Origin of the sequence: Spiroplasma endosymbiont of Danaus chrysippus (assembly GCF_902809815.1) — a bacterium.
In the GTDB taxonomy this organism is placed as follows: Bacteria; Bacillota_I; Bacilli_A; order Mycoplasmatales; family VBWQ01; genus Spiroplasma_E.
Genome location: NZ_CADDIL010000005.1, coordinates 38,552 through 64,296 on the forward strand (window position 1 = coordinate 38,552; position 25,745 = coordinate 64,296).

The 25,745-nt window shown below is 23.8% G+C and carries 33 protein-coding genes; 16 read left to right on the plus strand and 17 right to left on the minus strand.

Going from position 1 to position 25,745, the window contains the following annotated elements; all coding sequences use genetic code 4:
- Positions 1–29 precede the first annotated feature (29 nt).
- The 7 genes from SPIRDC1_RS06785 to SPIRDC1_RS06815 all read right to left on the minus strand — a co-directional run bounded on the left by SPIRDC1_RS06785 (position 30) and on the right by SPIRDC1_RS06815 (position 3,259).
- Entirely contained in the window at positions 30–206 is a 177-nt protein-coding gene (locus tag SPIRDC1_RS06785; protein ID WP_174481137.1) for a hypothetical protein, read from the minus strand.
- 19 nt (positions 207–225) lie between these two features.
- Positions 226–603, minus strand: a complete 378-nt coding sequence (locus SPIRDC1_RS06790) for a hypothetical protein (protein WP_174481138.1) — start codon at positions 601–603, stop codon at positions 226–228.
- A gap of 129 nt (positions 604–732) precedes the next feature.
- Positions 733–969: a hypothetical protein gene (locus SPIRDC1_RS06795; RefSeq protein ID WP_174481139.1), complete on the minus strand. Its 237-nt coding sequence runs from the start codon at positions 967–969 to the stop codon at positions 733–735.
- Positions 969–1,130 carry a hypothetical protein gene (locus SPIRDC1_RS06800; RefSeq protein ID WP_174481140.1) on the minus strand — a complete coding sequence of 54 codons (162 nt, stop codon included), beginning with the start codon at positions 1,128–1,130 and terminating at the stop codon, positions 969–971. Before SPIRDC1_RS06800 ends, SPIRDC1_RS06795 begins: the two co-directional genes overlap by 1 nt.
- A gap of 286 nt (positions 1,131–1,416) precedes the next feature.
- Positions 1,417–1,854: a hypothetical protein gene (locus SPIRDC1_RS06805; RefSeq protein WP_174481141.1), complete on the minus strand. Its 438-nt coding sequence runs from the start codon at positions 1,852–1,854 to the stop codon at positions 1,417–1,419.
- Positions 1,854–2,126 carry a hypothetical protein gene (locus SPIRDC1_RS06810; RefSeq protein ID WP_174481142.1) on the minus strand — a complete coding sequence of 91 codons (273 nt, stop codon included), beginning with the start codon at positions 2,124–2,126 and terminating at the stop codon, positions 1,854–1,856. Before SPIRDC1_RS06810 ends, SPIRDC1_RS06805 begins: the two co-directional genes overlap by 1 nt.
- A gap of 848 nt (positions 2,127–2,974) precedes the next feature.
- Positions 2,975–3,259, minus strand: a complete 285-nt coding sequence (locus SPIRDC1_RS06815; RefSeq protein ID WP_174481143.1) for a hypothetical protein — start codon at positions 3,257–3,259, stop codon at positions 2,975–2,977.
- An 888-nt stretch (positions 3,260–4,147) separates the two neighbouring features.
- Here SPIRDC1_RS06815 and SPIRDC1_RS06820 point away from each other — a divergent pair.
- The 8 genes from SPIRDC1_RS06820 to SPIRDC1_RS10060 all read left to right on the plus strand — a co-directional run bounded on the left by SPIRDC1_RS06820 (position 4,148) and on the right by SPIRDC1_RS10060 (position 9,879).
- Positions 4,148–4,441 (plus strand): hypothetical protein, encoded by a 294-nt coding sequence (locus SPIRDC1_RS06820; RefSeq protein ID WP_174481144.1) that lies wholly within the window; start codon positions 4,148–4,150, stop codon positions 4,439–4,441.
- Positions 4,442–4,464: 23 nt separating this feature from the next.
- Positions 4,465–6,123, plus strand: a complete 1,659-nt coding sequence (locus SPIRDC1_RS06825; RefSeq protein WP_174481145.1) for a DAK2 domain-containing protein — start codon at positions 4,465–4,467, stop codon at positions 6,121–6,123.
- A gap of 53 nt (positions 6,124–6,176) precedes the next feature.
- Positions 6,177–6,992 (plus strand): hypothetical protein, encoded by an 816-nt coding sequence (locus SPIRDC1_RS06830; RefSeq protein ID WP_174481146.1) that lies wholly within the window; start codon positions 6,177–6,179, stop codon positions 6,990–6,992.
- Between the two features lie 260 nt (positions 6,993–7,252).
- Positions 7,253–7,501, plus strand: a complete 249-nt coding sequence (locus tag SPIRDC1_RS06835; RefSeq protein WP_174481147.1) for a hypothetical protein — start codon at positions 7,253–7,255, stop codon at positions 7,499–7,501.
- Positions 7,502–7,683: 182 nt separating this feature from the next.
- Entirely contained in the window at positions 7,684–7,917 is a 234-nt protein-coding gene (locus SPIRDC1_RS06840; RefSeq protein ID WP_174481148.1) for a Rossmann-fold NAD(P)-binding domain-containing protein, read from the plus strand.
- Positions 7,918–7,975: 58 nt separating this feature from the next.
- Entirely contained in the window at positions 7,976–9,214 is a 1,239-nt protein-coding gene (locus SPIRDC1_RS06845; RefSeq protein WP_174479940.1) for an IS256 family transposase, read from the plus strand.
- A gap of 151 nt (positions 9,215–9,365) precedes the next feature.
- On the plus strand, positions 9,366–9,569 hold the full coding sequence (locus SPIRDC1_RS10055) for a hypothetical protein (protein WP_233215006.1): 204 nt from the start codon (positions 9,366–9,368) through the stop codon (positions 9,567–9,569).
- A gap of 85 nt (positions 9,570–9,654) precedes the next feature.
- Positions 9,655–9,879: a hypothetical protein gene (locus SPIRDC1_RS10060; RefSeq protein WP_233215007.1), complete on the plus strand. Its 225-nt coding sequence runs from the start codon at positions 9,655–9,657 to the stop codon at positions 9,877–9,879.
- Between the two features lie 170 nt (positions 9,880–10,049).
- Here SPIRDC1_RS10060 and SPIRDC1_RS06855 read toward each other — a convergent pair whose 3' ends face one another.
- The 7 genes from SPIRDC1_RS06855 to SPIRDC1_RS06885 form a co-directional block, all read right to left on the minus strand.
- Positions 10,050–10,211: a hypothetical protein gene (locus SPIRDC1_RS06855; RefSeq protein ID WP_174481149.1), complete on the minus strand. Its 162-nt coding sequence runs from the start codon at positions 10,209–10,211 to the stop codon at positions 10,050–10,052.
- A 4-nt stretch (positions 10,212–10,215) separates the two neighbouring features.
- Positions 10,216–10,509, minus strand: a complete 294-nt coding sequence (locus SPIRDC1_RS06860) for a hypothetical protein (RefSeq protein ID WP_174481150.1) — start codon at positions 10,507–10,509, stop codon at positions 10,216–10,218.
- Positions 10,499–10,936, minus strand: a complete 438-nt coding sequence (locus tag SPIRDC1_RS06865) for a hypothetical protein (protein ID WP_174481151.1) — start codon at positions 10,934–10,936, stop codon at positions 10,499–10,501. The genes SPIRDC1_RS06860 and SPIRDC1_RS06865 overlap by 11 nt, the downstream gene beginning before the upstream one ends.
- Positions 10,937–10,984: 48 nt before the next feature.
- Complete coding sequence (locus SPIRDC1_RS06870; protein ID WP_174479940.1) at positions 10,985–12,223, minus strand: IS256 family transposase; 1,239 nt, start codon at positions 12,221–12,223, stop codon at positions 10,985–10,987.
- Between the two features lie 95 nt (positions 12,224–12,318).
- Complete coding sequence (locus tag SPIRDC1_RS06875) at positions 12,319–12,615, minus strand: hypothetical protein (protein ID WP_174481152.1); 297 nt, start codon at positions 12,613–12,615, stop codon at positions 12,319–12,321.
- 15 nt (positions 12,616–12,630) lie between these two features.
- Entirely contained in the window at positions 12,631–12,834 is a 204-nt protein-coding gene (locus SPIRDC1_RS06880) for a hypothetical protein (protein WP_174481153.1), read from the minus strand.
- 134 nt (positions 12,835–12,968) lie between these two features.
- Positions 12,969–13,487 (minus strand): hypothetical protein, encoded by a 519-nt coding sequence (locus SPIRDC1_RS06885; protein WP_174481154.1) that lies wholly within the window; start codon positions 13,485–13,487, stop codon positions 12,969–12,971.
- A gap of 625 nt (positions 13,488–14,112) precedes the next feature.
- Between SPIRDC1_RS06885 and SPIRDC1_RS06890 the strand changes: the two genes are divergently transcribed.
- The 6 genes from SPIRDC1_RS06890 (at position 14,113) to uvrC (ending at position 18,918) form a co-directional block, all read left to right on the plus strand.
- Positions 14,113–14,340, plus strand: a complete 228-nt coding sequence (locus SPIRDC1_RS06890; protein WP_174481155.1) for a hypothetical protein — start codon at positions 14,113–14,115, stop codon at positions 14,338–14,340.
- Positions 14,328–14,603 carry a hypothetical protein gene (locus SPIRDC1_RS06895; protein ID WP_174481156.1) on the plus strand — a complete coding sequence of 92 codons (276 nt, stop codon included), beginning with the start codon at positions 14,328–14,330 and terminating at the stop codon, positions 14,601–14,603. The genes SPIRDC1_RS06890 and SPIRDC1_RS06895 overlap by 13 nt, the downstream gene beginning before the upstream one ends.
- Positions 14,604–14,686: 83 nt before the next feature.
- Complete coding sequence (locus SPIRDC1_RS06900; RefSeq protein ID WP_174479968.1) at positions 14,687–15,682, plus strand: IS3 family transposase; 996 nt, start codon at positions 14,687–14,689, stop codon at positions 15,680–15,682.
- 16 nt (positions 15,683–15,698) lie between these two features.
- On the plus strand, positions 15,699–15,824 hold the full coding sequence (locus SPIRDC1_RS10340; RefSeq protein ID WP_255495958.1) for a hypothetical protein: 126 nt from the start codon (positions 15,699–15,701) through the stop codon (positions 15,822–15,824).
- Positions 15,825–15,958: 134 nt separating this feature from the next.
- On the plus strand, positions 15,959–17,044 hold the full coding sequence (locus SPIRDC1_RS06905) for a hypothetical protein (protein ID WP_174481157.1): 1,086 nt from the start codon (positions 15,959–15,961) through the stop codon (positions 17,042–17,044).
- 104 nt (positions 17,045–17,148) lie between these two features.
- The gene (gene uvrC / locus SPIRDC1_RS06910) at positions 17,149–18,918 is read left to right on the plus strand and encodes an excinuclease ABC subunit UvrC (protein WP_174481158.1); all 1,770 of its coding nucleotides are present in this window, start codon (positions 17,149–17,151) and stop codon (positions 18,916–18,918) included.
- Between the two features lie 252 nt (positions 18,919–19,170).
- On the opposite strand, the gene SPIRDC1_RS10345 is transcribed toward uvrC, so the two are convergent.
- The 3 genes from SPIRDC1_RS10345 to SPIRDC1_RS06920 form a co-directional block, all read right to left on the minus strand.
- Entirely contained in the window at positions 19,171–19,302 is a 132-nt protein-coding gene (locus SPIRDC1_RS10345; protein ID WP_255495963.1) for a hypothetical protein, read from the minus strand.
- Between the two features lie 107 nt (positions 19,303–19,409).
- Positions 19,410–20,000, minus strand: coding sequence for an ankyrin repeat domain-containing protein (locus SPIRDC1_RS06915; RefSeq protein ID WP_174481159.1), 591 nt, complete (start codon positions 19,998–20,000; stop codon positions 19,410–19,412).
- A gap of 165 nt (positions 20,001–20,165) precedes the next feature.
- A complete protein-coding gene (locus SPIRDC1_RS06920) occupies positions 20,166–20,903 on the minus strand; it encodes an ankyrin repeat domain-containing protein (RefSeq protein WP_174481160.1) in 738 nt (245 codons plus the stop codon).
- A gap of 354 nt (positions 20,904–21,257) precedes the next feature.
- Here SPIRDC1_RS06920 and parE point away from each other — a divergent pair, with 354 nt between their 5' ends.
- On the plus strand, positions 21,258–23,180 hold the full coding sequence (gene parE / locus SPIRDC1_RS06925) for a DNA topoisomerase IV subunit B (protein ID WP_174481161.1): 1,923 nt from the start codon (positions 21,258–21,260) through the stop codon (positions 23,178–23,180).
- Between the two features lie 20 nt (positions 23,181–23,200).
- On the plus strand, positions 23,201–25,714 hold the full coding sequence (parC, locus tag SPIRDC1_RS06930; protein WP_174481162.1) for a DNA topoisomerase IV subunit A: 2,514 nt from the start codon (positions 23,201–23,203) through the stop codon (positions 25,712–25,714).
- Positions 25,715–25,745: the final 31 nt, after the last annotated feature.

Consider the following 25,745-nt stretch of genomic DNA (forward strand, 5'->3'; position numbering starts at 1 on the left):
TTATATTTACTAGAATTAATTAAACATAGTTATTTTTGTAAGTCACACAGATTACTAAACATTCCCCTTGATATTAAACATCCACCAGTTGCCATATTACAAATTTTTCTTATTGTTTCAAATTTATTAGGTATTAACTCAGTTAATCCACTAATAAGATTTGAAATACCATAAGCATTTAATGAAATATAAGTATCTCAATCCATTAATGACTGATTTTCTTGTTTATTTAATAGTAATCATGGTGGATGGACCCTCAGTTGTAGTTGTAGTAGTTATCGGCATTGGTGTTGTTGGAATAATTGGATTAATATTATTTTCTGTTCATTTACTATAATTTGCTAATCCAATTGTTCCTAAACCTAATAAGATTTTTTTACTACTATTAATTAATTTAGTTTTAGTATTTGGTCTTTGATTTAAATTTCAAATATCTAAACCTAATTTTTTACCAAATAATAAACTATTAATTGAACCTAATATTGGATTTGCAATTACTTGACCATAATAAGCACTTGTGCCAATCATTGCACAAATAGGACTTATACCAGTTCTAATTAATTTAGTTAAAGTATAATTTGATTGATTTTCTATACTTGGCATTTTATTCTCCTTTATTTGTTTTTATCAGTTCTCTTATAACATCTAATAAGGAATCTACTACATAAGAATTTAATTCAAATTCATAATTTCTAATTTTAATTTTTTCCTTTTGCATTTATTTGTTCTCCTTTAATTTTCTAATTTTTTAATTGTTACTTTAATTCAACCTTGATAAACATCATTATCACCAACTATTAATGCAACATTACTTTCGGGGTCAGAAACAATTATATGTTTTGATTTAACATTTGGGTATTGTCTTAAAATAATTGCTCTAATATCATTACTTGTATGAATTGCTTTTGGAAATGGTGATAATATTTCAATTTCATCTTTATTTTCAAACAAAGTAATTAATATTATCATTAATTATTCTCCTTATGTTTAATTTCTTTTGATATTTCACTTAATATTTTTAATACTTTATATTCATTTTTTAATTCTTTAATAATAAATATTAAAATTATTATTACTGTTATAGATGTTATTAATATTGGTACTATTAATAAAATTTTTCATAATATCATTTTTTACTCTTTTCATTTTTTAAATCATTTAACATTAATTGAACAAAATGCACGATTTTTAGGAATATTTAAAGTATTAAAAATTTGACCAGTTACTATAATTTCATCATTTTTGTTTAATAAAATACAGCGTCTATAAAATTTTGGGTTGTTAAAAATTAAAGTAACGTAGTTTAAACCATTTTACTGACCTCGAACACTATAATATAATTCCTTATTACCTTTTTCGTAATATTTTGCTTCAATAGTGTTGCTCAGTTTTACTGTTAATTTGACATAATTGGCTTTATCTTTCATTTTTATAATTCCTTAAATAGTATTGAATATGCTTATATGCATCTTGTTCATGTTTTGTAAATTTTATATTTCCTTTATAATTTTCTATTTTAGTTTTATTTTTTGGTTCACTTTCTAAATAATCTCAGTTGAAAACATCTTGAACTAATACCATTAATGCACCAATAATTTTAGGAGTTGCTAATGGATTAGTTAATAATTGTTTTGAACTTAAAAAGAAATTTTCTACAATAACTAATATTTTTTTATCAAAAAATTGTTCTTTAATTATCGATAGTATTCTTTTAAAACGATTTTTACTTTCAAAAACATGTGTTGTGTTGAATGTTTCCGTATAAATAATTCTATTTGTTTCATTTGAATATATAACAATTCCATTATTACCAATTCCAGCGGGGTCAATTCCAATAATTAAGTCATATTGCATTATTCAAAGTCACCATTTTTAATTTCATCTCTTAATTTAATAATAAATCCGAATGGAGTTAAACCTTGTGTATCACCAATATAAAAGGTTTCATAATCAAGTATTATATTAATTATTTTTTCTTTATATTCATTAATTACTTCTTTTTTAAAATCTTTTCTTAATTTTTCTATATTATTTAAATATTCTTCTGTTATTTTTTTACTACGTTTTTTATTATATTCATTAATAATTTCTTGGTCTTTAACAGAAAATGGTTTTTCTTTATCCATATTTATGCCTCCTACTTAACCTAATATTTAAAATACAGTCATAACAAATTGCTTTACTATTTTTATCTCTTAAAAAATATTTTCTTGTTTTTATATCATTAGTATTAAAGAATAAATAATCTAATTTATTTTGTTTACATGTTCAACAAAAATACTTTTTCATAATAGTTCTTTCTAATATATTCTGTTGCTTGTAGCATAAAGAATATATATTTTTATTTTTATATTATTAATACTATTCGTTTTATTCATTCCAGAAATTCTGGGCTCAAAAATAAAAAATAAAACCAACACTTGCTCACTTGATAGTGGCAAGGTTGGTTAAATAAAGAATAGAATTAATACAATAGGTCCCTACAACAGGTCTATATATACTAGTTTCCAATTCGCTCCCACCCCAAGAATTACCATTAATGGTTAGTATATTTTATTAGGTATCACTCCACTTTTTATTTATCCATGCAACTCCACATGTTCTAGCTACTATTTTTAACAACTGTGTTGTAGTTCACTTTTTTAGTTCCCTAACACGTGTTGATAATAGTGTTAAAGAGAGTTATTAATTATTAACTTTCTCCTACTTGGTCACTGCGTGTAGTAGATATTTAAAGGATGTTAATAATAAAAATTTTAAAATTTTACAATTACAAAAAAAAGACAAGATTATTTCTTGTCTTTTTCCTTTGATAATAATTTTTTAAATTTATATTTTTTAAAATACGTCGAATATAAATTTAAGGGTAAAAGAGAATTTAATTTGTCTATCATCATTTTTAAATGGTAATCTTGAAAAGAATTTATTTATCTAGTAATTCATCTTCCTACTTTTTTGGGAACCTCCTTTTTTTTTAAGTATTAATAATTTTTTTTGTATATTTTTCAATAAAAAAATCACTAATATCACTATTAGTTGCGTTATCTTTTATACAAATTTTATAAAAAATTATAGTTAAGGTAGTTGTATTATTAAATACTTCATTTACTTCTTTTTCAATTTCTTTTGTTAATTTTTTATTTATTGTTATTAGTGGAATTTTAATTTTATGATGTGTATCATAAAATTCTTTTATTAATGTTTCTAAATCCATATTTTTTGTTTTATTAAATTCATTAGCAATTTTTTCATTAGTCAAAAATGTAATAAATTTTTGATCTAGAAACCCATTGACTGTTGTATAAAAATATATAATTTTTTCTATTAAAGTTTTGAATATATATTCACAAAAAACTTTAGCATATTCAGTGGGATCTGGTAAATAATTAGTTAGATATTTTTAACATATTATTGTTCCTTTCAAAATCATTAAATTTTATGTATATAAAATTTCAATACTTATTATATTTAACACTTTTTAATGTTAACAATTAAATATTATTTTATATTATATAAAATTACAATTGTTAATAAGTGATTGAACATTAAATTTAGTTATTAAGAAGTTAATATATTTTCATTATCATTAAATTAATTTTTATTTTAAAAAGTGATAATCTTTTTATATAAAATAAGAGGTAATTTATTAAAATATGTAATTGTTATTATGAAAATTGTATTTGAAATTTCTGCAAAAAATAAGATTACGATTAAAAACACAAAAATTCCTAAAATTTATATAGTAAATTTTTGAAGTATAGTTTAATTATTAATTATACTTTTGGTTAGTTAGTATTTTATATATTTTAAATTTTATTATTTTCTATTATATAATGTTTAAGTATAAAAATAAGACAGTTAAGAATAAATAATTATTTAATTATTATTGTATTGTATTACTTTACTAAAAGTAATATTAATTTTTAAAATTATATATAGTATTTTATATTTAATAATTAGGTAGTTTAGTTTTTCTTAATTATGTTTTTATATAGAAAAAACCATTATCAATATATAATATCTTTATCTTTAAGATTATTATTGTCTTGATATATTATATTAGGTATAATATAAAAGACTATAAAAATTATAAGAGATTTTATTTTATATAAATTTAATTTATTATTAATATAATAGGGGTGATTATGTGGAGAAAGATAAAGATATTATGAACATTATTAAAAAAGCATTATCAGAAAGTATTTTATCTGTACCAGGTGTTGCCAATATTTATGAAAAAGATAATAATTATGGAATTAAAGTTAACAAGTCTGATTTAGGTTGAATTATTGATATTAATATAGTTTGTTTTTTTAATAATAATATTTGAAATATTATGAATCAAACTCAGAAAAATTTAAAATATATTGTTGAAAAGATTATTAAACATCAAGACTATATAGTACTTAACATTTTTGTTCATGATTTAATTGAAGAATAAAAGAAAATATAAGGTGAAATTAAATGAAAAAAATTGATATTAAAACCTTAAAAGTTATGCTTATTAGCGGTGCTAATAATCTTTATAATCATCATTTTGAAGTTGATAAATTAAATGTTTTCCCAGTACCTGATGGTGATACTGGAACAAATATGAATTTAACAATGATGAATGGTATAAAAGAATTAAATGGCAAAGAATATTATAGTTTAAAAACATTTGCTACTACTTTTTCTCGTGGTTTAATGATGGGTGCGCGTGGTAATTCTGGAGTTATTTTATCTCAAATTTTTCGTGGTTTTTTTCAAACTATAAAAACAAAAGATTTAAAAAATGATTTCATTAGTAATAAGGATTTATTAAAATCTTGAAAAAGTGCGCAAGATTATGCATATCGTGCAGTTATGAAACCAGTAGAAGGTACTATTCTTACTATTATTAAAGATGGTGCTAAGTATATTAATGAATTAGAAATAACAGGCAAAGATTCGCTTTATATTTTTGAAAAATTACTAGAAGGAATGAATGAATCATTAAAAAGAACACCTGATTTATTGCCAATTTTAAAAAAAGTAGGAGTTGTTGATTCGGGTGGTGCTGGTTTAGTTTATATTGTTGAAGGTATGGTGTATGGTTTAAAGCACGGTAAAGCTATTTCGCCAAAGAAAAAATTAGAACAACAAGATACAGCAAAATTTGACCTGGTTTTAAATCAAGAAAACTTTGGTTATTGTTCAGAAGTTATTGTAAAACTAAATAAAGTTAGTAAGTTAGATTTTAATTTAAGCAAAACACGAACTGATTTAGAAACAATGGATGGTCAATCAATAGTTTTAGTAGATGATGAAGATTTAATCAAAGTTCATATTCATACTTTAAAACCAGGTCAAATTTTAAATTATTTTCAGAAATTTGGTGAAATTTTAAAAGTAAAAATTGAAAATATGACCGAACAGGCAAAAGCACATACACAAACTATTAAACCAATTCGTAAATTAAATAATAAATTTGCTTTAATTGCTGCTGTTCCTGGCAGAGGAATTGAAACCTTTTTTAGAGATGAATTAAAGGTTAACAATATTATTATGTATTCAAAAAGAATTAATCCATCAACAGATGACTTTTTAAAGGCAATTGAAATTGTCGATGCAAAAAATGTCTTTATTTTGCCAAATGATAGTAATTTATTTTTAGTAGCAGAACAAGCAAGAAAATTAGAAAAAAAATCAAAAGTTTTTGTATTACCTGCTAAAAATATTGCTCAAGGTATGCGTGCTGCTTTAAATTTCAATCCTGAATTAAGTGCAAAAGAAAATAATAAAAATATGTGAAGTGAAATTAAATATGCTGCTTTTGGTTATGTAACAGTTGCTGATCGTGATGTTGAAATAGATGGTATTAAAATTGGAAAAAAACACTTTTTTTCTGCTGTTAGTTTTCGTAATAAAGATGGTAAAGAAAAAATTATTGCTTCAAATGAAAATTTATTTAATGTAATTAAAGTATTGTTTACTAAATTAATTTGAGATGGTGCAGAAATAATTACTATTTTTAAAGGTAAAGGTTATTCAAAAGATCAAATTAATTTTATGAAAAAAATTTTAGATGAAGATTATGATATTGAATATGAAATTGTTGATGGTGATCAAGAAGTTTATAACTTTCTTTTCGTGGTGGAATAATACTATGTTATAATATTGTAGACTCTATTCAAATAGTTAGAAAGGAGAAGATTATGACTAATTTATTATTATCCTCAGTTAATCCAAATGATCCAAAGACTTGATCAACTAGTTTAATTGTTTTAGCAAGCTTAGTAGCTATTGTTGGTGTAATTTTGTTTGTTGTTACTATGATTTGATTTTTCACTTGAATTAAGTATTCTTGATTCCATCGCGAAAATAGTGCTAATTTAACTGGTGGCGAGTTATCTCAAAAATATTTAAAAACATACGGTATTAATGCAAAAAGAATAAAATTTAAGGGATTTGGTAATATTAATAGTATTACTGTTGAACCTAGGTTTTTTTATTTAAGTCCCTATTTATTTAATAATGGTAATTTTACTTTAAGACTATTACCATGAACTTATCACCGTCGTTCTATTTATACTTTAGCAATGGCAATGGAAAGTACTTGGGCAGTAAGTAGTTCAAATAGTAGTCGTTTTAATACTTTTTGATGAGATTTTTCTCGTAAAATAACATTATTTTTTGTTTTAATTCCTTTTGCACTTGCTATTCTATTTGCTCTTTCACCCGCTAATTCTTGAATTACTTTATCAGCAGCGAGCGCCAATATACTTTCAATTGTTTTATCAATTTTAGGTAGTATTTTATTAATTCTTTTTTCTTCAATGCAAATGATTTTTTATGCTAAATCAAGAAAAGAAATTTGTCAAAATCTTGTTGGTATTTTAAATGAAAAAGAAATACGTGCTATTAGTTGAATTTTCCAAATTAAGTTTATTTATTACTTGATTCGTATGATTTATGAAATATTACAACTTATTTTACGTATTGTGATGTACACACAGCAAAATGAGAAATAATAAAAATTTGTACCTAAATTATAGGTACAAATTTTAAATTTAAAATTATATTAAGTTTTATTGATAAAACATTATTTTCAAAACTTTTATAAAATATAAGTTTTAAAGTTTTGTTTTTTTAATTTTACATTTAATTACTAAACTAATATTTTTCATTTTCATTTATTATTGTATATTTAAAATTTAAAAATATAAAAAAAGGTTTTAAATGTTAACTATGAGAGAGAAAAAAGAATATTTTAAGTTAAAGAGAATACTGAATGCAAAGTAAGTCTGCTATTAATATATATTCAGAAATTAATAAATTAAAAATAGTTTTATTACTTGCTAAAATTTTTATCAGAAATGGTATTGGAGTATTTTATATTAAAAAGTTTGTTGTAATGAGTATTATCCAAGATAAAAAAATATGTTCTTACTTAATCAATCAAATTTTGAAAGAATGGAATTCTAAAAAAGAATATATTATTTCACTAGAAAAATATTTAAAACAACTTTCAGTTCAATAATTTATTAACAAAATAATTACTTGCTGTTAATAAATTTGAGTTAAAAATTAAATATAATAATACATATCCATGTTTATGAAATTACTAATTCTGAATTGTCATGTGGTCAGAGTGTTGCCCATATTGTATATTAATGTTAAATTAAATAAAGATATTAGGAACTGAAAGGAAGAAAAGATATCATGGCTATTAATTTAAAAGGCAGAAATTTTATTTGTTTATTAGATTTTACTTCAGAAGAAATTTATTACTTATTAGAATTAGCTGCTACTTTAAAAATTGCAAAACAAAAAGGAATAGAAAAACAGCCATTAAAAGGCTATAGTGTTGCTTTATTATATCGAAAAGATTCATTAAGAACAAGAAGCGCGTTTGAAGTGGGAATGTTTAGTAATCTGTGTGACTTACAAAAATAACTATGTTTAATTAATTCTAGTAAATATAATTTATATATCTAGAAAGAGTGAGTTACAGATGGCTAAAAAAGATAATCTTAATAACAATGATCCAATATCAAAAGCAGTAGATTTATTATTAGAAAATACTGAGGATTTAACAACAGTTTTTAAAGAGGGAGGCTTATATAAAGAATTAACTAAACGATTGGTAGAAAAAATGTTGAATTCTGAGATGCAAAATTATTTAGGACACGAAAGAAATCAACGCAGTAATAATGACAATGTTCGTAATGGTACAACATCAAAAAAATTAATAACTCAACAAGGTAAAATTGAAATTGATGTACCAAGAGATCGTAATAGTAATTTTGAACCAGTAATAATCACAAAAAGACAGAGAAGATTTGATGGTTTTGATCAACAAGTTCTTTCACTATATGCAAAAGGTATGACTTTATCAGATATTAGAATGCAGTTGCAAGAGTTATATGATGGCGCAGATATTAGCGAAAGCGTAATTAGTCAAATTACTGATGATGTCATTGATGATGTCAAAGCATGGCAAAATCGTCCATTAGATAGTGTTTATCCAATCATTTATTTTGATTGTATCGTAGTTAAAGTACGTCAGGATAAACGTATTATTAACAAATCAGTTTATATAGCTTTAGGAGTTGATTTAGAAGGTAAAAAAGATGTTTTAGGTTTATGAATTAGTGAAAATGAAGGTGCTAAATTCTGATTAAATAATTTTACAGAAATGAAAAATCGAGGCTTAAATGATATTCTTATTGCTTGTAGTGATAATTTAACAGGCATGTCAGAGGCAATACAATCAGTTTATCCTAAAACTGAACATCAATTATGCATAGTTCATCAAATTAGAAATAGCTTAAAATATGTTTCATACAAACATCGAAAGTCTCTAGTTATCGATTTAAAGCCAATTTATACAGCATGTAGTGAAGAACAAGCAATGCAAGCTTTAGAATCATTTGAAAGTAAATGAAATAAACAATATCCACAAATTGCTAAATCTTGATATAAAAATTGAGAAAATTTAATGGTTTTTATTAGTTATCCAGCAGAAATTAAAAGGGTAATTTATACTACAAATGCTATTGAATCTGTTAATAGCCAATTACGAAAAGTTATTAGAAATAAAAAAGTTTTTCCTAATGATATGGCAGTTTTTAAAATTTTTTACTTAGCAATTGAAAATATCACAAAAAAATGAACATTGCCCATTCAAAATTGAAATACAGCAATTGCTCATTTTATGATAAAATTTGAAGACAGAATTAATCTGAACTAGTACTTTGTAAAACAAAGAAACACAGATTACTAAAAAGCCTCCATTTTATGATAAAATTTGAAGACAGAATTAATCTGAACTAGTACTTTGTAAAACAAAGAAACACAGATTACTAAAAAGCCTCTTTGAAGTTGCTCCTTGTGATTTAGGAATGCATTCAACATATTTTGATCCAACTAGTAGTAAATTAGGAGTTAAAGAATTAATTATTGATACCGCTAAATTTCTTGGTAGAATTTATAATGGTATTCAATTTCGTGGATATAAACAAACTGATGTTGAAGAATTAGCTGAAAATCCCGGTGTTCCGATATGAAATGGCTTAACTGACTTATATCATCAACACAAATGCTAGCTGATATTATAACAATTCAAGAGTGTAAAAAAATAAAGATGTTAAAGGTATTAAATTTGTTTATTTTGGAGATGCTCGTTTTAATATGGCTAATAGTTATATGATTATTAGTGCAAAATTAGGAATGAATTTAGTAATCTGTACTAATAAAAATTTATGACCATATCCTCAAGTATTAAAACAATGTCAAGAAATTGCTCAAGAAACGGGTGGTTCTATTATTTTAACAGAAGATTATAAAACAGCAAGTAAAGATGCTGATGTAGTTGCTACTGATGTTTGAACATATGTATGTGAAGATAACTATTAAAATGATTTGTTCATCAATATCACCTAATTTTTTTAAAAGATATTCATATCTTTTCTTAAAATCTTCACTATCAATATCTCTATCTTTGTAAATTATTTTTTTCAATTTTTTTATTTTATACAACGTTTTTGGAGAATATATTTCTCCATGCATACATAGAAAACATTTCATTATTTTATTTCCTTATTTTTAATTTGATTAACAATTTCACTTAATATTTTTAATACTTTATATTCATTTTTTAATTCTTTAATAATAAATATTAAAAATATTATTAGTGTTATAGATGTTATTAATATTGGTACTATCAATAAAATTTTTCATAATATCATTTTTTTACTCTTTTCATTTTTTAAATCATTTAACATTGATTGAACAAAATGCACGATTTTTAGGAATATTTAAAGTATTAAAAATTTGACCAGTTACAATAATTTCATCGTTTTTGTTTAATAAAATACATCGATTATAAAATTTTGGGTTGTTAAAAATTAAAGTAACATAGTTTAATCCATTTCATTGACCACGAACACTATAATATAATCCTTTATTACCTTTTTCGTAACATTTTGCTTCAATAGTGTTACTCAGTTTTACTGTTAATTTGACATAATTGGCTTTATCTTTCATTTTTATAATTCCTTAAATAGTATTGAATATGCTTATATGCATCATGTTCATGTTTTGTAAATTTTATATTTCCTTTATAATTTTCTATTTTAGTTTTATTTTTTGGTTCGCTTTCTTGAAAATCTCAATTCATAACGTCTTCTACTAATACCATTAATGCACCAATAATTTTAGGAGTTGCTAATGGATTAGTTAATAATTGTTTTGAATTTAAAAAGAAATTTTCTACAATAACTAGTATTTTTTTATTGTCAGAATGTTTTTTAATTAATAAAAAGTATTTTTTATACAAATTTTTACTTTCTAAAACTGTTTTAGTTTTGAATCTTTCATTAAAAACAATATTATTAGTTTCATTTGAATATATAACAATTCCATTATTACCAATTCCAGCGGGGTCAATTCCAATAATTAAGTCATATTGCATTATTCAAGAGGCTTTTTAGTAATCTGTGTTTCTTTGTTTTACAAAGTACTAGTTCAGATTAATTCTGTCTTCAAATTTTATCATAAAATGAGCAATTGCTGTATTTCAATTTTGAATAGGCAATGTTCATTTTTTTGTGATATTTTCAATTGCTAAGTAAAAAATTTTAAAAACTGCCATATCATTAGGAAAAACTTTTTTATTTCTAATAACTTTTCGTAATTGGCTATTAACAGATTCAATAGCATTTGTAGTATAAATTACCCTTTTAATTTCTGCTGGATAACTAATAAAAACCATTAAATTTTCTCAATTTTTATATCAAGATTTAGCAATTTGTGGATATTGTTTATTTCATTTACTTTCAAATGATTCTAAAGCTTGCATTGCTTGTTCTTCACTACATGCTGTATAAATTGGCTTTAAATCGATAACTAGAGACTTTCGATGTTTGTATGAAACATATTTTAAGCTATTTCTAATTTGATGAACTATGCATAATTGATGTTCAGTTTTAGGATAAACTGATTGTATTGCCTCTGACATGCCTGTTAAATTATCACTACAAGCAATAAGAATATCATTTAAGCCTCGATTTTTCATTTCTGTAAAATTATTTAATCAGAATTTAGCACCTTCATTTTCACTAATTCATAAACCTAAAACATCTTTTTTACCTTCTAAATCAACTCCTAAAGCTATATAAACTGATTTGTTAATAATACGTTTATCCTGACGTACTTTAACTACGATACAATCAAAATAAATGATTGGATAAACACTATCTAATGGACGATTTTGCCATGCTTTGACATCATCAATGACATCATCAGTAATTTGACTAATTACGCTTTCGCTAATATCTGCGCCATCATATAACTCTTGCAACTGCATTCTAATATCTGATAAAGTCATACCTTTTGCATATAGTGAAAGAACTTGTTGATCAAAACCATCAAATCTTCTCTGTCTTTTTGTGATTATTACTGGTTCAAAATTACTATTACGATCTCTTGGTACATCAATTTCAATTTTACCTTGTTGAGTTATTAATTTTTTTGATGTTGTACCATTACGAACATTGTCATTATTACTGCGTTGATTTCTTTCGTGTCCTAAATAATTTTGCATCTCAGAATTCAACATTTTTTCTACCAATCGTTTAGTTAATTCTTTATATAAGCCTCCCTCTTTAAAAACTGTTGTTAAATCCTCAGTATTTTCTAATAATAAATCTACTGCTTTTGATATTGGATCATTGTTATTAAGATTATCTTTTTTAGCCATCTGTAACTCACTCTTTCTAGATATATAAATTATATTTACTAGAATTAATTAAACATAGTTATTTTTGTAAGTCACACAGATTACTAAACATTCCCTTATTCAAAGTCACCATTTTGAATTTTTTCTTGTAATTTCATTATTAATTTAAGTTTTCAATTAGTAATATCAATTTTAATTACATCACTAATATCATCTTTAAGTAATTCCATAAATTCATTTTCAAGATAATTAATTAAATTTTCCTTATATTGATTAATTACTTTTTGTTTAAACTCTTCTCTTAATTTTTCTATATTATATAAATGTTCTTTTGTTATTTCTTGATTACGTTTTTTATTATATTCATTAATATTTTCTTGGTCTTTATAAGAAAATGGTTTTTGTTTATCCATATTTATAACTCCTACTTAACTTCTAATAACTGTTTTAATAATTTCTAAATCACAATTACATCAACAATATTTACATTCTTCAATAAATTCTTTATTACCACAAACTAAATTATCTTTTTTTAAATCATCAATCAGTTTAATTAGTCCTATTTTAAATTCAATATCATTACTATCCGGTATGCAAATCGTTCCTCTTTTAGTTAAATATTCTTTATCCATATTTATAGCTCCTACTTAACCTAATATTTAAAATACAGTCATAACAAATTGCTTTACTATTTTTATCTCTTAAAAAATATTTTCTTGCTTTTATATCATTAGTATTAAAGAATAAATAATCTAATTTATTTTGTTTACATGTTCAACAAAAATACTTTTTCATTATGAGTTGAAATTTCCTTATAAGAAGTAACTATATAATTAATTGGTAAATCATCATGTTTATATGGATTATTTATTTTAAAGCCTTTTCTGTTTTCTTCTCATGTAATGTTATATTTAAAACAAGGATTAGTAATTTTAGTTTTGTTATCTGTTATTTCACCCATAAATCAACTATTATGCTGTTCATAAAATGTTAATGGTTCAAGTTTTATATCATTAAGATAATATTCTTTGGGTGTTTCTTGTTTATTAACAGTTATTTTTTGGTCTTTAATATATGGTTCTAATAATTTTATTAATTCATTACCACTTAATTCTCTTTTAATATTTTCTAAATTAAAAACTCAATATGTGTAACTGTTATCAACAATAAAAGAATTATTTTTAATCATTCATTTTGGAAGCGATAATTTATATTCAACATAATCAATAAGAATAGATTGTGGTTTATCTTTAACAATTTGTTCTTTTTTAAATTCTATTTGCATAATAATCCTTTCCTAATATGTTCTGTTGCTTCTAGCATAAAGAACATATATTTTGATTTTTAAATTATTAATAATACTACTATTCGTTTTATTCATTCCAGAAATTCTGGGCGAGAAAATAAAAAATAAAACCAACACTTGCTCACTGGGGAGTGGCAAGGTTGGTTAAATAAAGAATAATAGTTGGTTCCCCCAAGGGTCTATATATACTAGTTTCCAATTCGCTCCCACCCCAAGAATTACCATTACTGGTTAGTATATTTTATTAGGCATCATCTACTTTTTATTTATTCATGCAAGTCCACATGTTCTAGCTACTATTTTTAACAACTGTGTTGTAGTTCACTATTTTAATTCCCTAACACGTGTTGATAATAGCGTTAAAGAGGTTTATTAAAAATTTTAAAATTTTACAATTACAAAAAAAGACAAGATTATTTCTTGTCTTTTTCCTTGATAATAATTTTAATTTAACTTACAAAATGTATCTTTTATTTTTTTTAAAATACGTCGAATATTAAATTTAAGGGTTAAAGAGAGTAATTTTGTCTAATTTTTCATTATTTTTCAAATAATTCATTTTTGGAAATAAGTTACTAATATAATAATTAATTATTTCGTAAATTTGACAACCGCCCCTTTATCAATTATTCAGATTTGTATAAGTGTTTTATCTGCAATAGGTGTTTTAGGAACTTTAAGTTTTACTATATATTTTCAAATAAAAAATAAAAAAGATAATAAATATTTAGATATAGCAAGATTACTAGATTATGCATTTGAAAAATATAAAATTTTTGAATATAAATATTTTGAAAAAATAAATATTGAACAAAAGAATTGAAAATTATAGATAATGAAACCAAATGAATACAAGGTTTTAAAGATATTGAAATAAGAAATAATTCTAAAGAGTTATTAAACCAATTTATAGAACATTATAGTAATTATTTATATGAAATATCTTTTTTAATATCAAGGTATGAAATTACAGATTTTTTCTATTGTCATTATTGTAAAAATAAATATAAACAAGAAGAATGATTTATTTTTTTAAAAAATTTAAAATCAGGAGAACAATGAGTATGAAATTTAAGTAAGCTACTTGCTACTTAGCCCTTTTTACTAGACCATTAATTTAAAAAAACTTGAATGTATTCGAAAAACAATTGTGTTATACAATTAACACTAATTTTGACATGAAAGGATTTTTAATAATGGATAAAATTAAACAAATAGCATTAGTAATTAACAAGTTAAATATCAAACAAAAAATTCAAATTATTGATGATAGCAAAAACCAATATTCAATTAGATATCTTTGCCAACATCTTCAACTAAACCGATCAACATATTATTTTGTAAAAAACAAACAAAACCCTATTAAAAAAGAAAAAAATCAAATTAGTAATTGTACACATAAATATCAAGAATTATGCCAACTTTTACTTGAATTTCATTTTACAAGAAAAGGACAAATTTATGGCTATTTACGAATTTTTTCAGCATTTAAAGAATGATTAAAACAATACAAACATATTATTTTAAATCTAGAATTATCAACAAAACAAATGCGAAAAATTATGAAAGATCACAATCTTCAAGGATTAAAACAAACTAAAAATAACTATCCTAAAAACAAAAAAAATCCAAATAAGTGAATACCTACAATGGATAAAGTAAACAAAGATTATAAAAGTACAACCTCTTCAAATCAAATTTGATCAATGGACACTAAACAAATAAATACTAAAGAAGGTTGATTATATCTTTTTGTAATTATTGATTTTTATTCAAATAATATTGTAAGCTATAATACATGTTCAAACAAATCCTATCAAGATTTAATCCTTCCTGCACTTGAAAAAATAAATCAACAATTCTCTTGAAACCAAGTAAAAAACGTTATTTTACACTCAGATAACGCCAACGAATTTTATTGTCAAGACATCACAAATTGAGCTGCTGATAAGCAAATAATTTTAAGCAAAAAACAACCTTATGATATTGGTGGCAATGTAATATCTGAAAACTGATTTTCTCATTTATCTCAAGAATGACTACCTAAAGGTTCAAATCAATATTTTTCTCTCAATGAAGCTATAAATGATGTAAACCAATATATTATGTTTTATAATTACGAAAGAATACATTCTAAATTTCTAAAACCACCAATTTCACAAATAAAAATTTAAAACTGTCTATCCAAAAGTGGTCCAGTATTTAGGGCTAACCAGCGTTTTTTATGACAAAAGTATTAAAAAAAATTTATCAACATTAAATTGTCCAAAATGTTTTAAAGAAGAATTAGAACAGCAATTAAAAGATATTACTTAACTGTTATTTTTTATATAAATGTTTTTTTGCAATAATAAATCAAAAATCGATTATAGAAAGATATTACATATATCAATTATGTTATACTATTTTTATAAGTTATTTTGTGGAGAATGTTAAGAGGTGATGTTCTTATGATTAAAAATGGCATTAAAATATCAAAATCTCAATCTCGTGGTGATGAAGTTGGGTTACTTTTTTTCTTATTAGTAATCTTCTTTTTTCTAATAGTTAGTTTAACTAGATTTTCAATAATTGGTAAAGTACTTGATGATTTTCTTTTTTCTTTTTTATTTGGATGAATGAAATATGCTGTTTATTTCTTTCTTTTTTTAATGATTATTCCTTTAGCTTTTGGTTATCGCATGCAATTTAAATTGAAGTATATTTTTGTTTATTTTTTATTTTTAGTGATTAGTTGTTGGACAACACAAACTTTAACTTTAATAATTTTAGGAAAGAATAATTTATGAACTAGTTATTATAATTTAAACCTATTAAATATTAGTGAAATATACGTTAAAACATGATGAAATACAAATGCTATAAATAATTATCTAGGTTTTTTTGCTTCACCAATTTCTTTTAAAGATTTTAGTGTTGAAACCTTTTTTCCAGCATATGCTACTGGTGGCATTATTAGTAATGTTTTAATAGGTATTTTTAATTATGGTTTTTTTGTTACTAATTTAATTGCAAACTTTATTAGTATTTTTTCTTTAACTTGTTTATTTATTTTTAATAAACCTTTTATTTTCTTTAGCAAAATGAAACAAATTATTAAACAAATTATTATTAATAATAAAAATAAAAAGCAAAAAAATAAAATAAATACTGATTTAAAACAAAAACATATTAAGTTAAAAAAAGAAAAATTATTAATTGATAAACAAGTTAAAAAATCTTTTAGAAAAGAAAATAGTTTCAATAAGGAATCAAAGAAAGAACCACCTATATCACCAGTAAAAAAAGCAGAAATAAAACAAAATGAAATAAAACAAAATGATAATAGTGACATTATCAATAAACCTTCTTCACCTATTGTTTATTTTAATGAAAATAGTTATTTAACTCCTTTTGGTAAAATTGACCCTGAAAAACAAAAAGATGTAATGAGTAATAGCAAAGGTACTCTGGTAGTTAAAAAAAGTTTAGAAGATAGTATTTTAAATCGTGAAATTCTTAATGATAACGAAACTATTATTAATAACGAATCATAAGTAATTAATAATGAATAAAATTAAGAGTTTACTTTAGGATAAAACATTATATTAATGTTAAAATCAAAGTATCTTTTAATTTGTTAATAAATTTAGGTGAACTAATGGCAGAAAAATCTTTACTACAAATGAAAATTAAACTTTTACCTAATATTGCTGGATGTTATTTATTTAAAGATATACATAATAATTTGATTTATGTTGGTAAAGCTAATTCATTAAAAAAACGAGTAACTTCATATTTAAATAAAGCCAGTAATTTTAAAACAATGTTATTAGTTAATGATATTCATGATGTTGAATACATTACGACATCTAATGAAAAAGAGGCTTTAATTTTAGAACAAACATTGATTAAAAAACATCATCCTAAATATAATATTTTGTTAGCAGATGATAAAAAATATCCTTATATTCAAATCACTAATAATCGTGATCCACAATATCGTTATGTACGTAGTGCTACTAAAAAAGAGGGACATTATTATGGACCATTTCCCGATGGTACTGGTGCGCGTGAAATTTTAAAGTTATTGGAACGAATTTTTCCATTACGAAAATGTGCTGGTAATCTTGGTAAACCTTGTTTATATTATCATTTACAGCAATGTTCTGGCGCTTGTTTTAAATCAGTACCTATTACTTATTATGAAGATATGATTAGTAAAATTGATCAATTTTTCAAAGGGAATGTTACTGCTGTTAAAAAAATATTAATTAATAATATGAATATTAGTGTTGAAAACTTACAATTTGAAAATGCTAATCGTATTAAAATTTTGTTATCAAAAATAGATTTATTTTTATCACAACAAGTTGTTGAGTTTCAAGATTATGGAAATCGCGATTTTATTAATTTTTTAATTGAAGATGAAATGGTTGTTTTAATTACTTTATTTTATCGTAATGGTAAATTGCAAGCTAAAGATGAACAAATAGTTCAAAATAATTACTTAGAAATTCAAGATTTAATTCGTAATTATTGTCAACAACTATATAGTAAAAATACATTACCAAATGAAATATATTTACCATCAAATATTGATTTAAAACAATTAAAATTATTATTTCCACAAATAAAATTTATTAATCCAATTAAAGGAACAAAAGAACATATTTTAACATTGGCAAAAACCAATGCCATTTATGCATGAAATAATTATTTACAAACTAATCAGTTTAATGCACCGTTAAATATGATGAAAGTATTATCACAATGATTAAAAATTCCTAATTTAAATCATTTAGAGGTTTTTGATGTTTCTAATCTTCAACAAAGTGCTAGTGTTGGTGGTATGATTGTTTATAAGAATGGTAATCCTAGTTTTAATGATTATCGTAAATTTTTATTAGATCCAAAAATTATTGATGATTATCATCGTTTTTGTGAAATGATTTATCGTAGATATCATCACTTAGTTATTAATAAATTGTCACTTCCTGATTTAATTATTGTTGATGGTGGAAAACCACAAATTAGTGCTACATTAGAACAACTAACATTATTAAACTTAACAATTCCTATTATTGGATTAGTTAAAAATAAAAAACATCAAACTGATAAAATTATAAATGATAAAATGCAAATTATTAACATTCCTAAAACTGATGCTTGTTTTTTATTTTTGAGTAAATTACAAGATCAAGTTCATAATTATGCAATTAAATATCATAAAACAAAACGAAGTCAATCAATGATAAATAGTGTTTTATCATCAGTACCAGGAATTGGTTTACAATTACAAAATAAAATATTACAGCAATTTCCAACTTGACAATTATTGCAAAATGCTACAAAAACAGAACTTTCATCATTAGTTAAATCAAAAGTAATTTTAGAAAAACTATGAAAAGAATTACATAGTTTTGAATAATATATTATTAAGAAATAAATAATAATGTAAATAAGATATTTATTTAAGTTACTAATGTAAAAATATGAAAAATTAGATAAAAAATATCTTAATGTTTTAAGATATTGAAAATTTTAAGGTGTTGCTTTCGTTTGTGAAAGAATTTTGCATTTGTAAATCGATACTACTAATATGTTCTCAACTTTCAATACTATTTTTATCTTTTGGCATATAATAGTCAATAATTTTTTTCTATTTTCACTGGCATTTTTATTAATTTCTTTTTTTTTCAATTAGATTTCAATTTGGAGATGAAGGAATTAATTGTTTTATAAATAGTTTATTTTTATAAGTTAATTGATGTTCTTTTTTAGTAGTTAAAGTATTTTTTGATTGTAATAACATACAAGCATGATTTCATGCCGAATTTCCTGAATTATCTTTATAATCAATATCAACTGGTCATTCATTTATTAAATAAGTTACTAATTTTTGTCAATCATTTAATACTGCTATATGTAATAATGAATAATTTTCTTTTCCAAACTTGATAATATTAATAAAATCTTTTTTTTTAGAGAATGATTATTAAGTTCTGAATTAATATTTTTAAGTTTTTGATTTAAATTATGTTCATAGTTATCAATCATTTCAATAATTTCTTCTTGATTATTTTTTCAAATTTCATTATCATTTTGATTATCTTTTATTTCATTAGTTTTTTTTAGTTGTTCATTTAAAACATTATTAATGTTTAGTATCATTTCTTTAGCATTTATTAAATTTATTAAATTTGCTGCTTTTAGTTGATTTAGTTGATTTACTTGCATGATTATCTTTTTTATCTGTCAATGATTATATTTGGTTGCAAATAATAAAGCAGTATTACCATTTACATCTACATCATCAATATTAGCATTATTATGTGCTAATAAAGTTTTAACTATATCCAAATGTCCATTTTTAGCAGCTATCATTAAAGGACTGTAACCAGATTGATCTGAATAATTAACATTAACATTTTTTGTTAGTAAAGTGTTAACTATTTCCAAATAGCCTTTTCAAGTACTTCATATTAAAGCTGTATCACCTTTTTCATTCACATAATTAATATTGGTATTATGTACTATTAAACTATTAACTATATTTAGATAGCCATTTCGCGCGCTTCATATTAAAGCATTATTATTTATTTGATTTGTATGATCAACATTAGCATTATGCGCTATTATAACATTAGATATATCTAAATATCCGTTTCTGGCGGCTTACTTGAAAGCAGTGTAACCTTCTATATTTTCATGATTAATATTAATATTATGTTGCATTATTAAACTATTAACAATATTTAAGTGTCCGTTTCTAACGGCTCATATTAAAGTTGTATCACCATAACGATTTTCATGATTAATATTAGCAAAATTATCGATTAAGAGATTAATGATTTCATGGTGTCCGTTTCTGGCGGCTAAGATTAAAGCGGTTTCATCATTATCTTCATTTATATGATTAACATTGGCATTATGTGTTATTAATACATTAACGATATTTAAGTGTCCATTTTTAGCAGCTAGTGTTAAAGCAGTATTATTAAAATTATTAGAATGATCAATATTAATATTATGTTGCATTATTAAACTATTAACGATATTTAAGTGTCCATTTTTAGCAGCTAGTGTTAAAGCAGTTTCATTACCATTATTTTCATGATTAATATTAGCGTTATTTTCTATTAGTGTATTAACTATTTCAATATGATTATTTTCAGCAGCTAATAATAAAGCAGTATTACCAAATATATTAGCATGATTGATATTAGCACCATTTTCTAGTAAAGTTTTAACTACATCTAGGTGTCCATTTCAGTCGGCTAGTGTTAAAGCACTAAAATTATTTATAGTTAAATAATTAACATCAGCACTATTATTTGTCAGTAAAATTTGAATTGTATCTAAATCACCATTTCAAGCATTATTTATTAATTTTTCATTTAAATCGTCATTCATTTTTTTACTCCTTTAACAATAAAAACCCATTTACTTTGTAAATATTAAAATAAGTAAGCGATAAAATTCTATAATCTTTATAAGATTATTATATTTATTTTTTTTATGATTCAAATATTAACTTTTAAATTAATTAAAAGTTAATAGTTTTTTTATATTTATTTTATAACTGTTTTATTAATAATTAAAATTATTAGATAAATATTTATTTTAAATGTATTATATTAAATTTTGTTTAGAAACTCTTAACTTTAAATTATAAAATTGATTTAGTTATTTTATCGACATTATCTTTAAATAAATAAATATATGATAAAATGAAAATGAAATAAATTGTAGTAAGGAGTTTTTTTCATGGCAAATAAACCAAAAAGCAGTGTTTATAATGAATCATCAATTCAAATTTTAGAAGGTCTAGAAGCAGTTAGAAAAAGACCTGGAATGTATATTGGTTCTACTGATAATCGTGGTCTTCATCATCTAGTTTGAGAAATTGTTGATAATGGTATTGATGAAGCATTAGCTGGCTTTTGTACTAGTATTGTTGTTACTATTAATGTTGATAAGTCAGTTACTGTTGAAGACAATGGTCGTGGTGTTCCAACTGGTATGCATGCTTCAAAAAAAAGTACTCCCGAAGTTATTTATACGGTTTTACATGCTGGTGGAAAATTTGACACTAATAGTTATAAAACCTCGGGTGGTTTACATGGTGTTGGTGCTTCAGTAGTAAATGCTTTAAGTAATTGAATGATTGTTACTATTCATCGTGATAAAAAAATTCATGAAATTAAATTTAAAAATGGTGGTAAGATTGATCAAAGTTTAAAAATGATTGGTAGCACTTATAAAACAGGAACTAGGGTACAATTTTTACCTGATTTTCATCGTGTTTTTCTAGGTTGTGATTGAAATGTTCATTTATTTGAACAACATTTACGTGAAAGTGCTTTTTTAATTAATGATTTAAGTATTCAATTAATTGATAAGAGGACAGGTACTGAAGAAACTTTTCATTATGAAAATGGCTTAGTTGCTTTCATGCAATATTTAAATAAAGATAAAAAAAATTTATCACCAATTGTTAGTTTAAAAGGTAAACAAAATAATATTGATGTTGAAATTGTATTACAATATACTGAAGATTATAGTGAAACGTTAGTAGGGTTTGCCAATAATGTTAAAACTGTTGATGGTGGAAGTCATTTAGTTGGTTTTAAAAGTGGTTTAACGAAAGCTATTAATGAATATGCAAGAAAACAAGAATTATTAAAAGCAAAAGATAAAAATTTAGAAGGTAATGATTTGCGAGAAGGTTTGGTTGCTATTGTTTCATTGCGTATTCCTGAAAATTTAATTCAATATGAAGGTCAAACAAAAGGTAAATTAGGAACGCCCGAAGCAAGAATTGTTGTTGATAATATTGTTAATGAAAGATTTTCATTTTGACTTCACGAAAATAGTGATGCTGCTAAAAAAATTATTGATAAAGCCATTAAGGCTCGTGATATTCGTAATGCTTTAAGAAAAGAACGCGAATCATTGCGTAATAAAAGTAAAGATACGCAAAAATTTTTAGTAGGTAAATTGGTGCCTGCACAAAGTAAAAATCCTAATATTAATGAATTATTTTTAGTGGAAGGAGATTCCGCTGGTGGCAGTGCCAAGTCAGGTCGTGATCGTAAGTTCCAAGCGATATTACCGTTAAAAGGAAAAGTAATTAATGCCGAAAAAACTAAAGTAATTGATCTTTTTAATAATGAGGAAATTAGTATGATTATTAATGCGATTGGTGCTGGTGTTGGTAACGAATTTAGTATTGAAAATTGTAATTATAATAAAGTCATTATTATGACTGATGCCGATACTGATGGTGCCCATATTCAAATTTTATTACTAACTTTTTTCTATCGTTATATGCGAGATTTAATTACTTCGGGTAATATTTATATTGCATTACCGCCTTTATTTAAAATTTCTTTTAAAGAAGAAGAGCAAGAGAAACATTTATATGTTTGAAATGAGTTAGAATTAAAAGATAAAGTTGAAACAATTAAAGGTAAATATGACCTGCAACGTTATAAAGGTTTAGGAGAAATGAATGCTGAACAATTATGAGAAACAACTATGGATCCAAATGTCCGTCAATTAATTAAAATTACTATTGAGGATGCTCTATCAGCAGAAACAGAAATTCAAATATTAATGGGTGATAAACCAGAAAAAAGACGAAAATGAATTGAAGAAAATATTTCTTTTGAAGCTAGTGATTATTAAGAAAAAGGAGTTTATAAGTTATGAATAGTAAAGAAGAGATTCAACAAAATAATGAACAAATTTTATCTTATCCTATTGATGATATTGTTGCAGAACGTTTTGGTCGATATGCCAAATATATTATTTTAGAACGAGCATTGCCCGATGTCCGTGATGGTTTGAAACCAGTTCAACGTCGAATTTTGCATGCTATGAATGATTTGGGTTTAACCAATGATAAAGCATATAAAAAAGCAGCTCGTGTTGTTGGAGAAGTAATTGGTAAATATCATCCTCATGGTGATACAGCGGTTTATGCTGCGATGTGTAGAATGGCACAAGAGTGAAAGGTAGCATGACCATTAGTACAAATGCATGGTAATAAAGGTTCAATTGATGGTGATAATCCTGCTGCGATGCGATATACAGAAGCGCGTTTATCATTAATTTCAGAATTATTATTGAAGGATATTAAGAAAAATACTGTTAGTTTAATTAAAAATTTTGATGAATCAGAAACAGAACCAACAGTTTTACCTGCCTATTTTCCAAATTTATTAGTAAATGGTGCTTCTGGAATTGCTGTTGGAATGGCAACTAATATTCCACCTCATAATTTACAAGAAGTAATTAATGCAATTGTCATGAGAATTAATAATCCACAATGTAATTTAAGCGAATTAATGCGTGTTATTAAGGGTCCTGACTTTCCAACCGGAGGAATTATTCAAGGTATTAAAGGTATTAAAGAAGCTTATCGTTCTGGTAAAGGACGAATTGCAATTCGTGCTAAAACTCATATTAATAATGAAGGTGAAATTCCACAAATAATTATTACCGAAATTCCATTTGAAGTTATTAAACAAGATTTGATTAAAAAAATTGATGATGTTAAAACATTAGCAAAAATTCATGGTATTAAAGAAGTACGTGATGAAACGGATCGTTTTGGTTTACGAATAGTTATTGATTTAGTAGAAGATAGTAAACCTCAAGAAATTTTAAATTATTTATTTAAAAATACCAATTTACAAATTTATTATAACTTTAATTTAGTAGCAATCGCTAACAAAAAACCAGTACAAATGAGTTTAATTAATATGTTAGATTTTTATATTAATCATCAAATTGATGTTGTTACTAAGCGTTCACAATATGACTTAGCACAATTAGAACGAAGATTAGAGATTGTTAATGGTTTAGTTATTGCATTAAGTGAAGTTGATAAAGTAATTAAAATTATTAGAACATCAACTGACCGTATGCAAGCAAAATTAAATTTAATATCAGCTTTTAATTTTACTGATATTCAAGCAGAAGCAATTGTACAATTGCGTTTATATCGTTTAACTGCTACTGATATTCAATCATTAGTTTTAGAAAAAGCAGATATTGAAAGTAAAATTATTGTTTTACAAGAAATTCTTAATAATGAAAATTCACTACGTCAAGTTATTATTACTGAGTTAGAACAAATTAATTCTCATTTTTCTGGATTAAGAAAATCACAAATTCAAGGTGAAATTTCTGAAATTACAATTGATGAAAAAGCAACATTGCGACAAGAAAATGTATTTGTTAGTATTAGTTATGATGGTTGAATTAAGGTAATAAGTAGTAAAGTATTTTTACAAAATCTTGATAATCAAGATTTTGGACGTAAGCCAAATGATGTTATTATTGGTGGAGCAATGTTCAATAATTTTAATAATTTATTATTTTTTACAAATAAAGGTAATTATTTTTTAATACCAATTTTTAAATTAGAAGAAAATAAATGAAAAGATAATGGTATTCATGTTAATACGTTATGTAAACTTGAAGGAAATGAAAAAATTATTAGTATTGCGCAAGTTAATAGTTTTGAACAGCCAAATGTAAATATAGTAGTCGCTACTAGATATGGTTTAATTAAAAGAATGCCACTTTTAGAGTTAGCAACTACTAAATTTAATAAAACCGCCAAATATGTTAAGTTAAAAGAGAACGATAGTGTTATTAGTGTTAATAGTACTACTGGTCATGATTTTATTGTTATTAGTACTCGCAAGGGTATGACTTTAAAATATTTAGAAACAAAAGTTCCATTATTAACTAAAACTGCAACAGGTGTTAAAGCTTTGAAAATTAATTCTGAAGAAGATGAAGTGGTAGGAATGGCTTGTGGTAATAGTAATGATATTTATGCAATGTTAACATCAGTTGGAACAATTAAACGAATGTTATTCAATACTATTGAACAAACTTCACGAACAACAAAAGGCAATAAAGTAATAAAAGTTCCTAAAAGTAAAAGTATTAGTATTATTAAAACCTTCTTATCACCAGCAACATCTTTTATTAATATATTAACGAAAAAAGAAAAATGATTAGTGATTAAAGCAAGTGACATTAATCTTAGCAAGGTAAATGAAGGAACTGGCAAAGTAGTTGCTGATGATATTATTGCTGGTGGTAATAATTTAGTGATTGATTTAAAAACTGATGTTATTGATGCTGATATATCATCAATATCAGAAAATTTTAATACAAAAGAAAGCAACAATGGTATTTAAAATAAACTTTTTTATTGAAAATTATGAACTT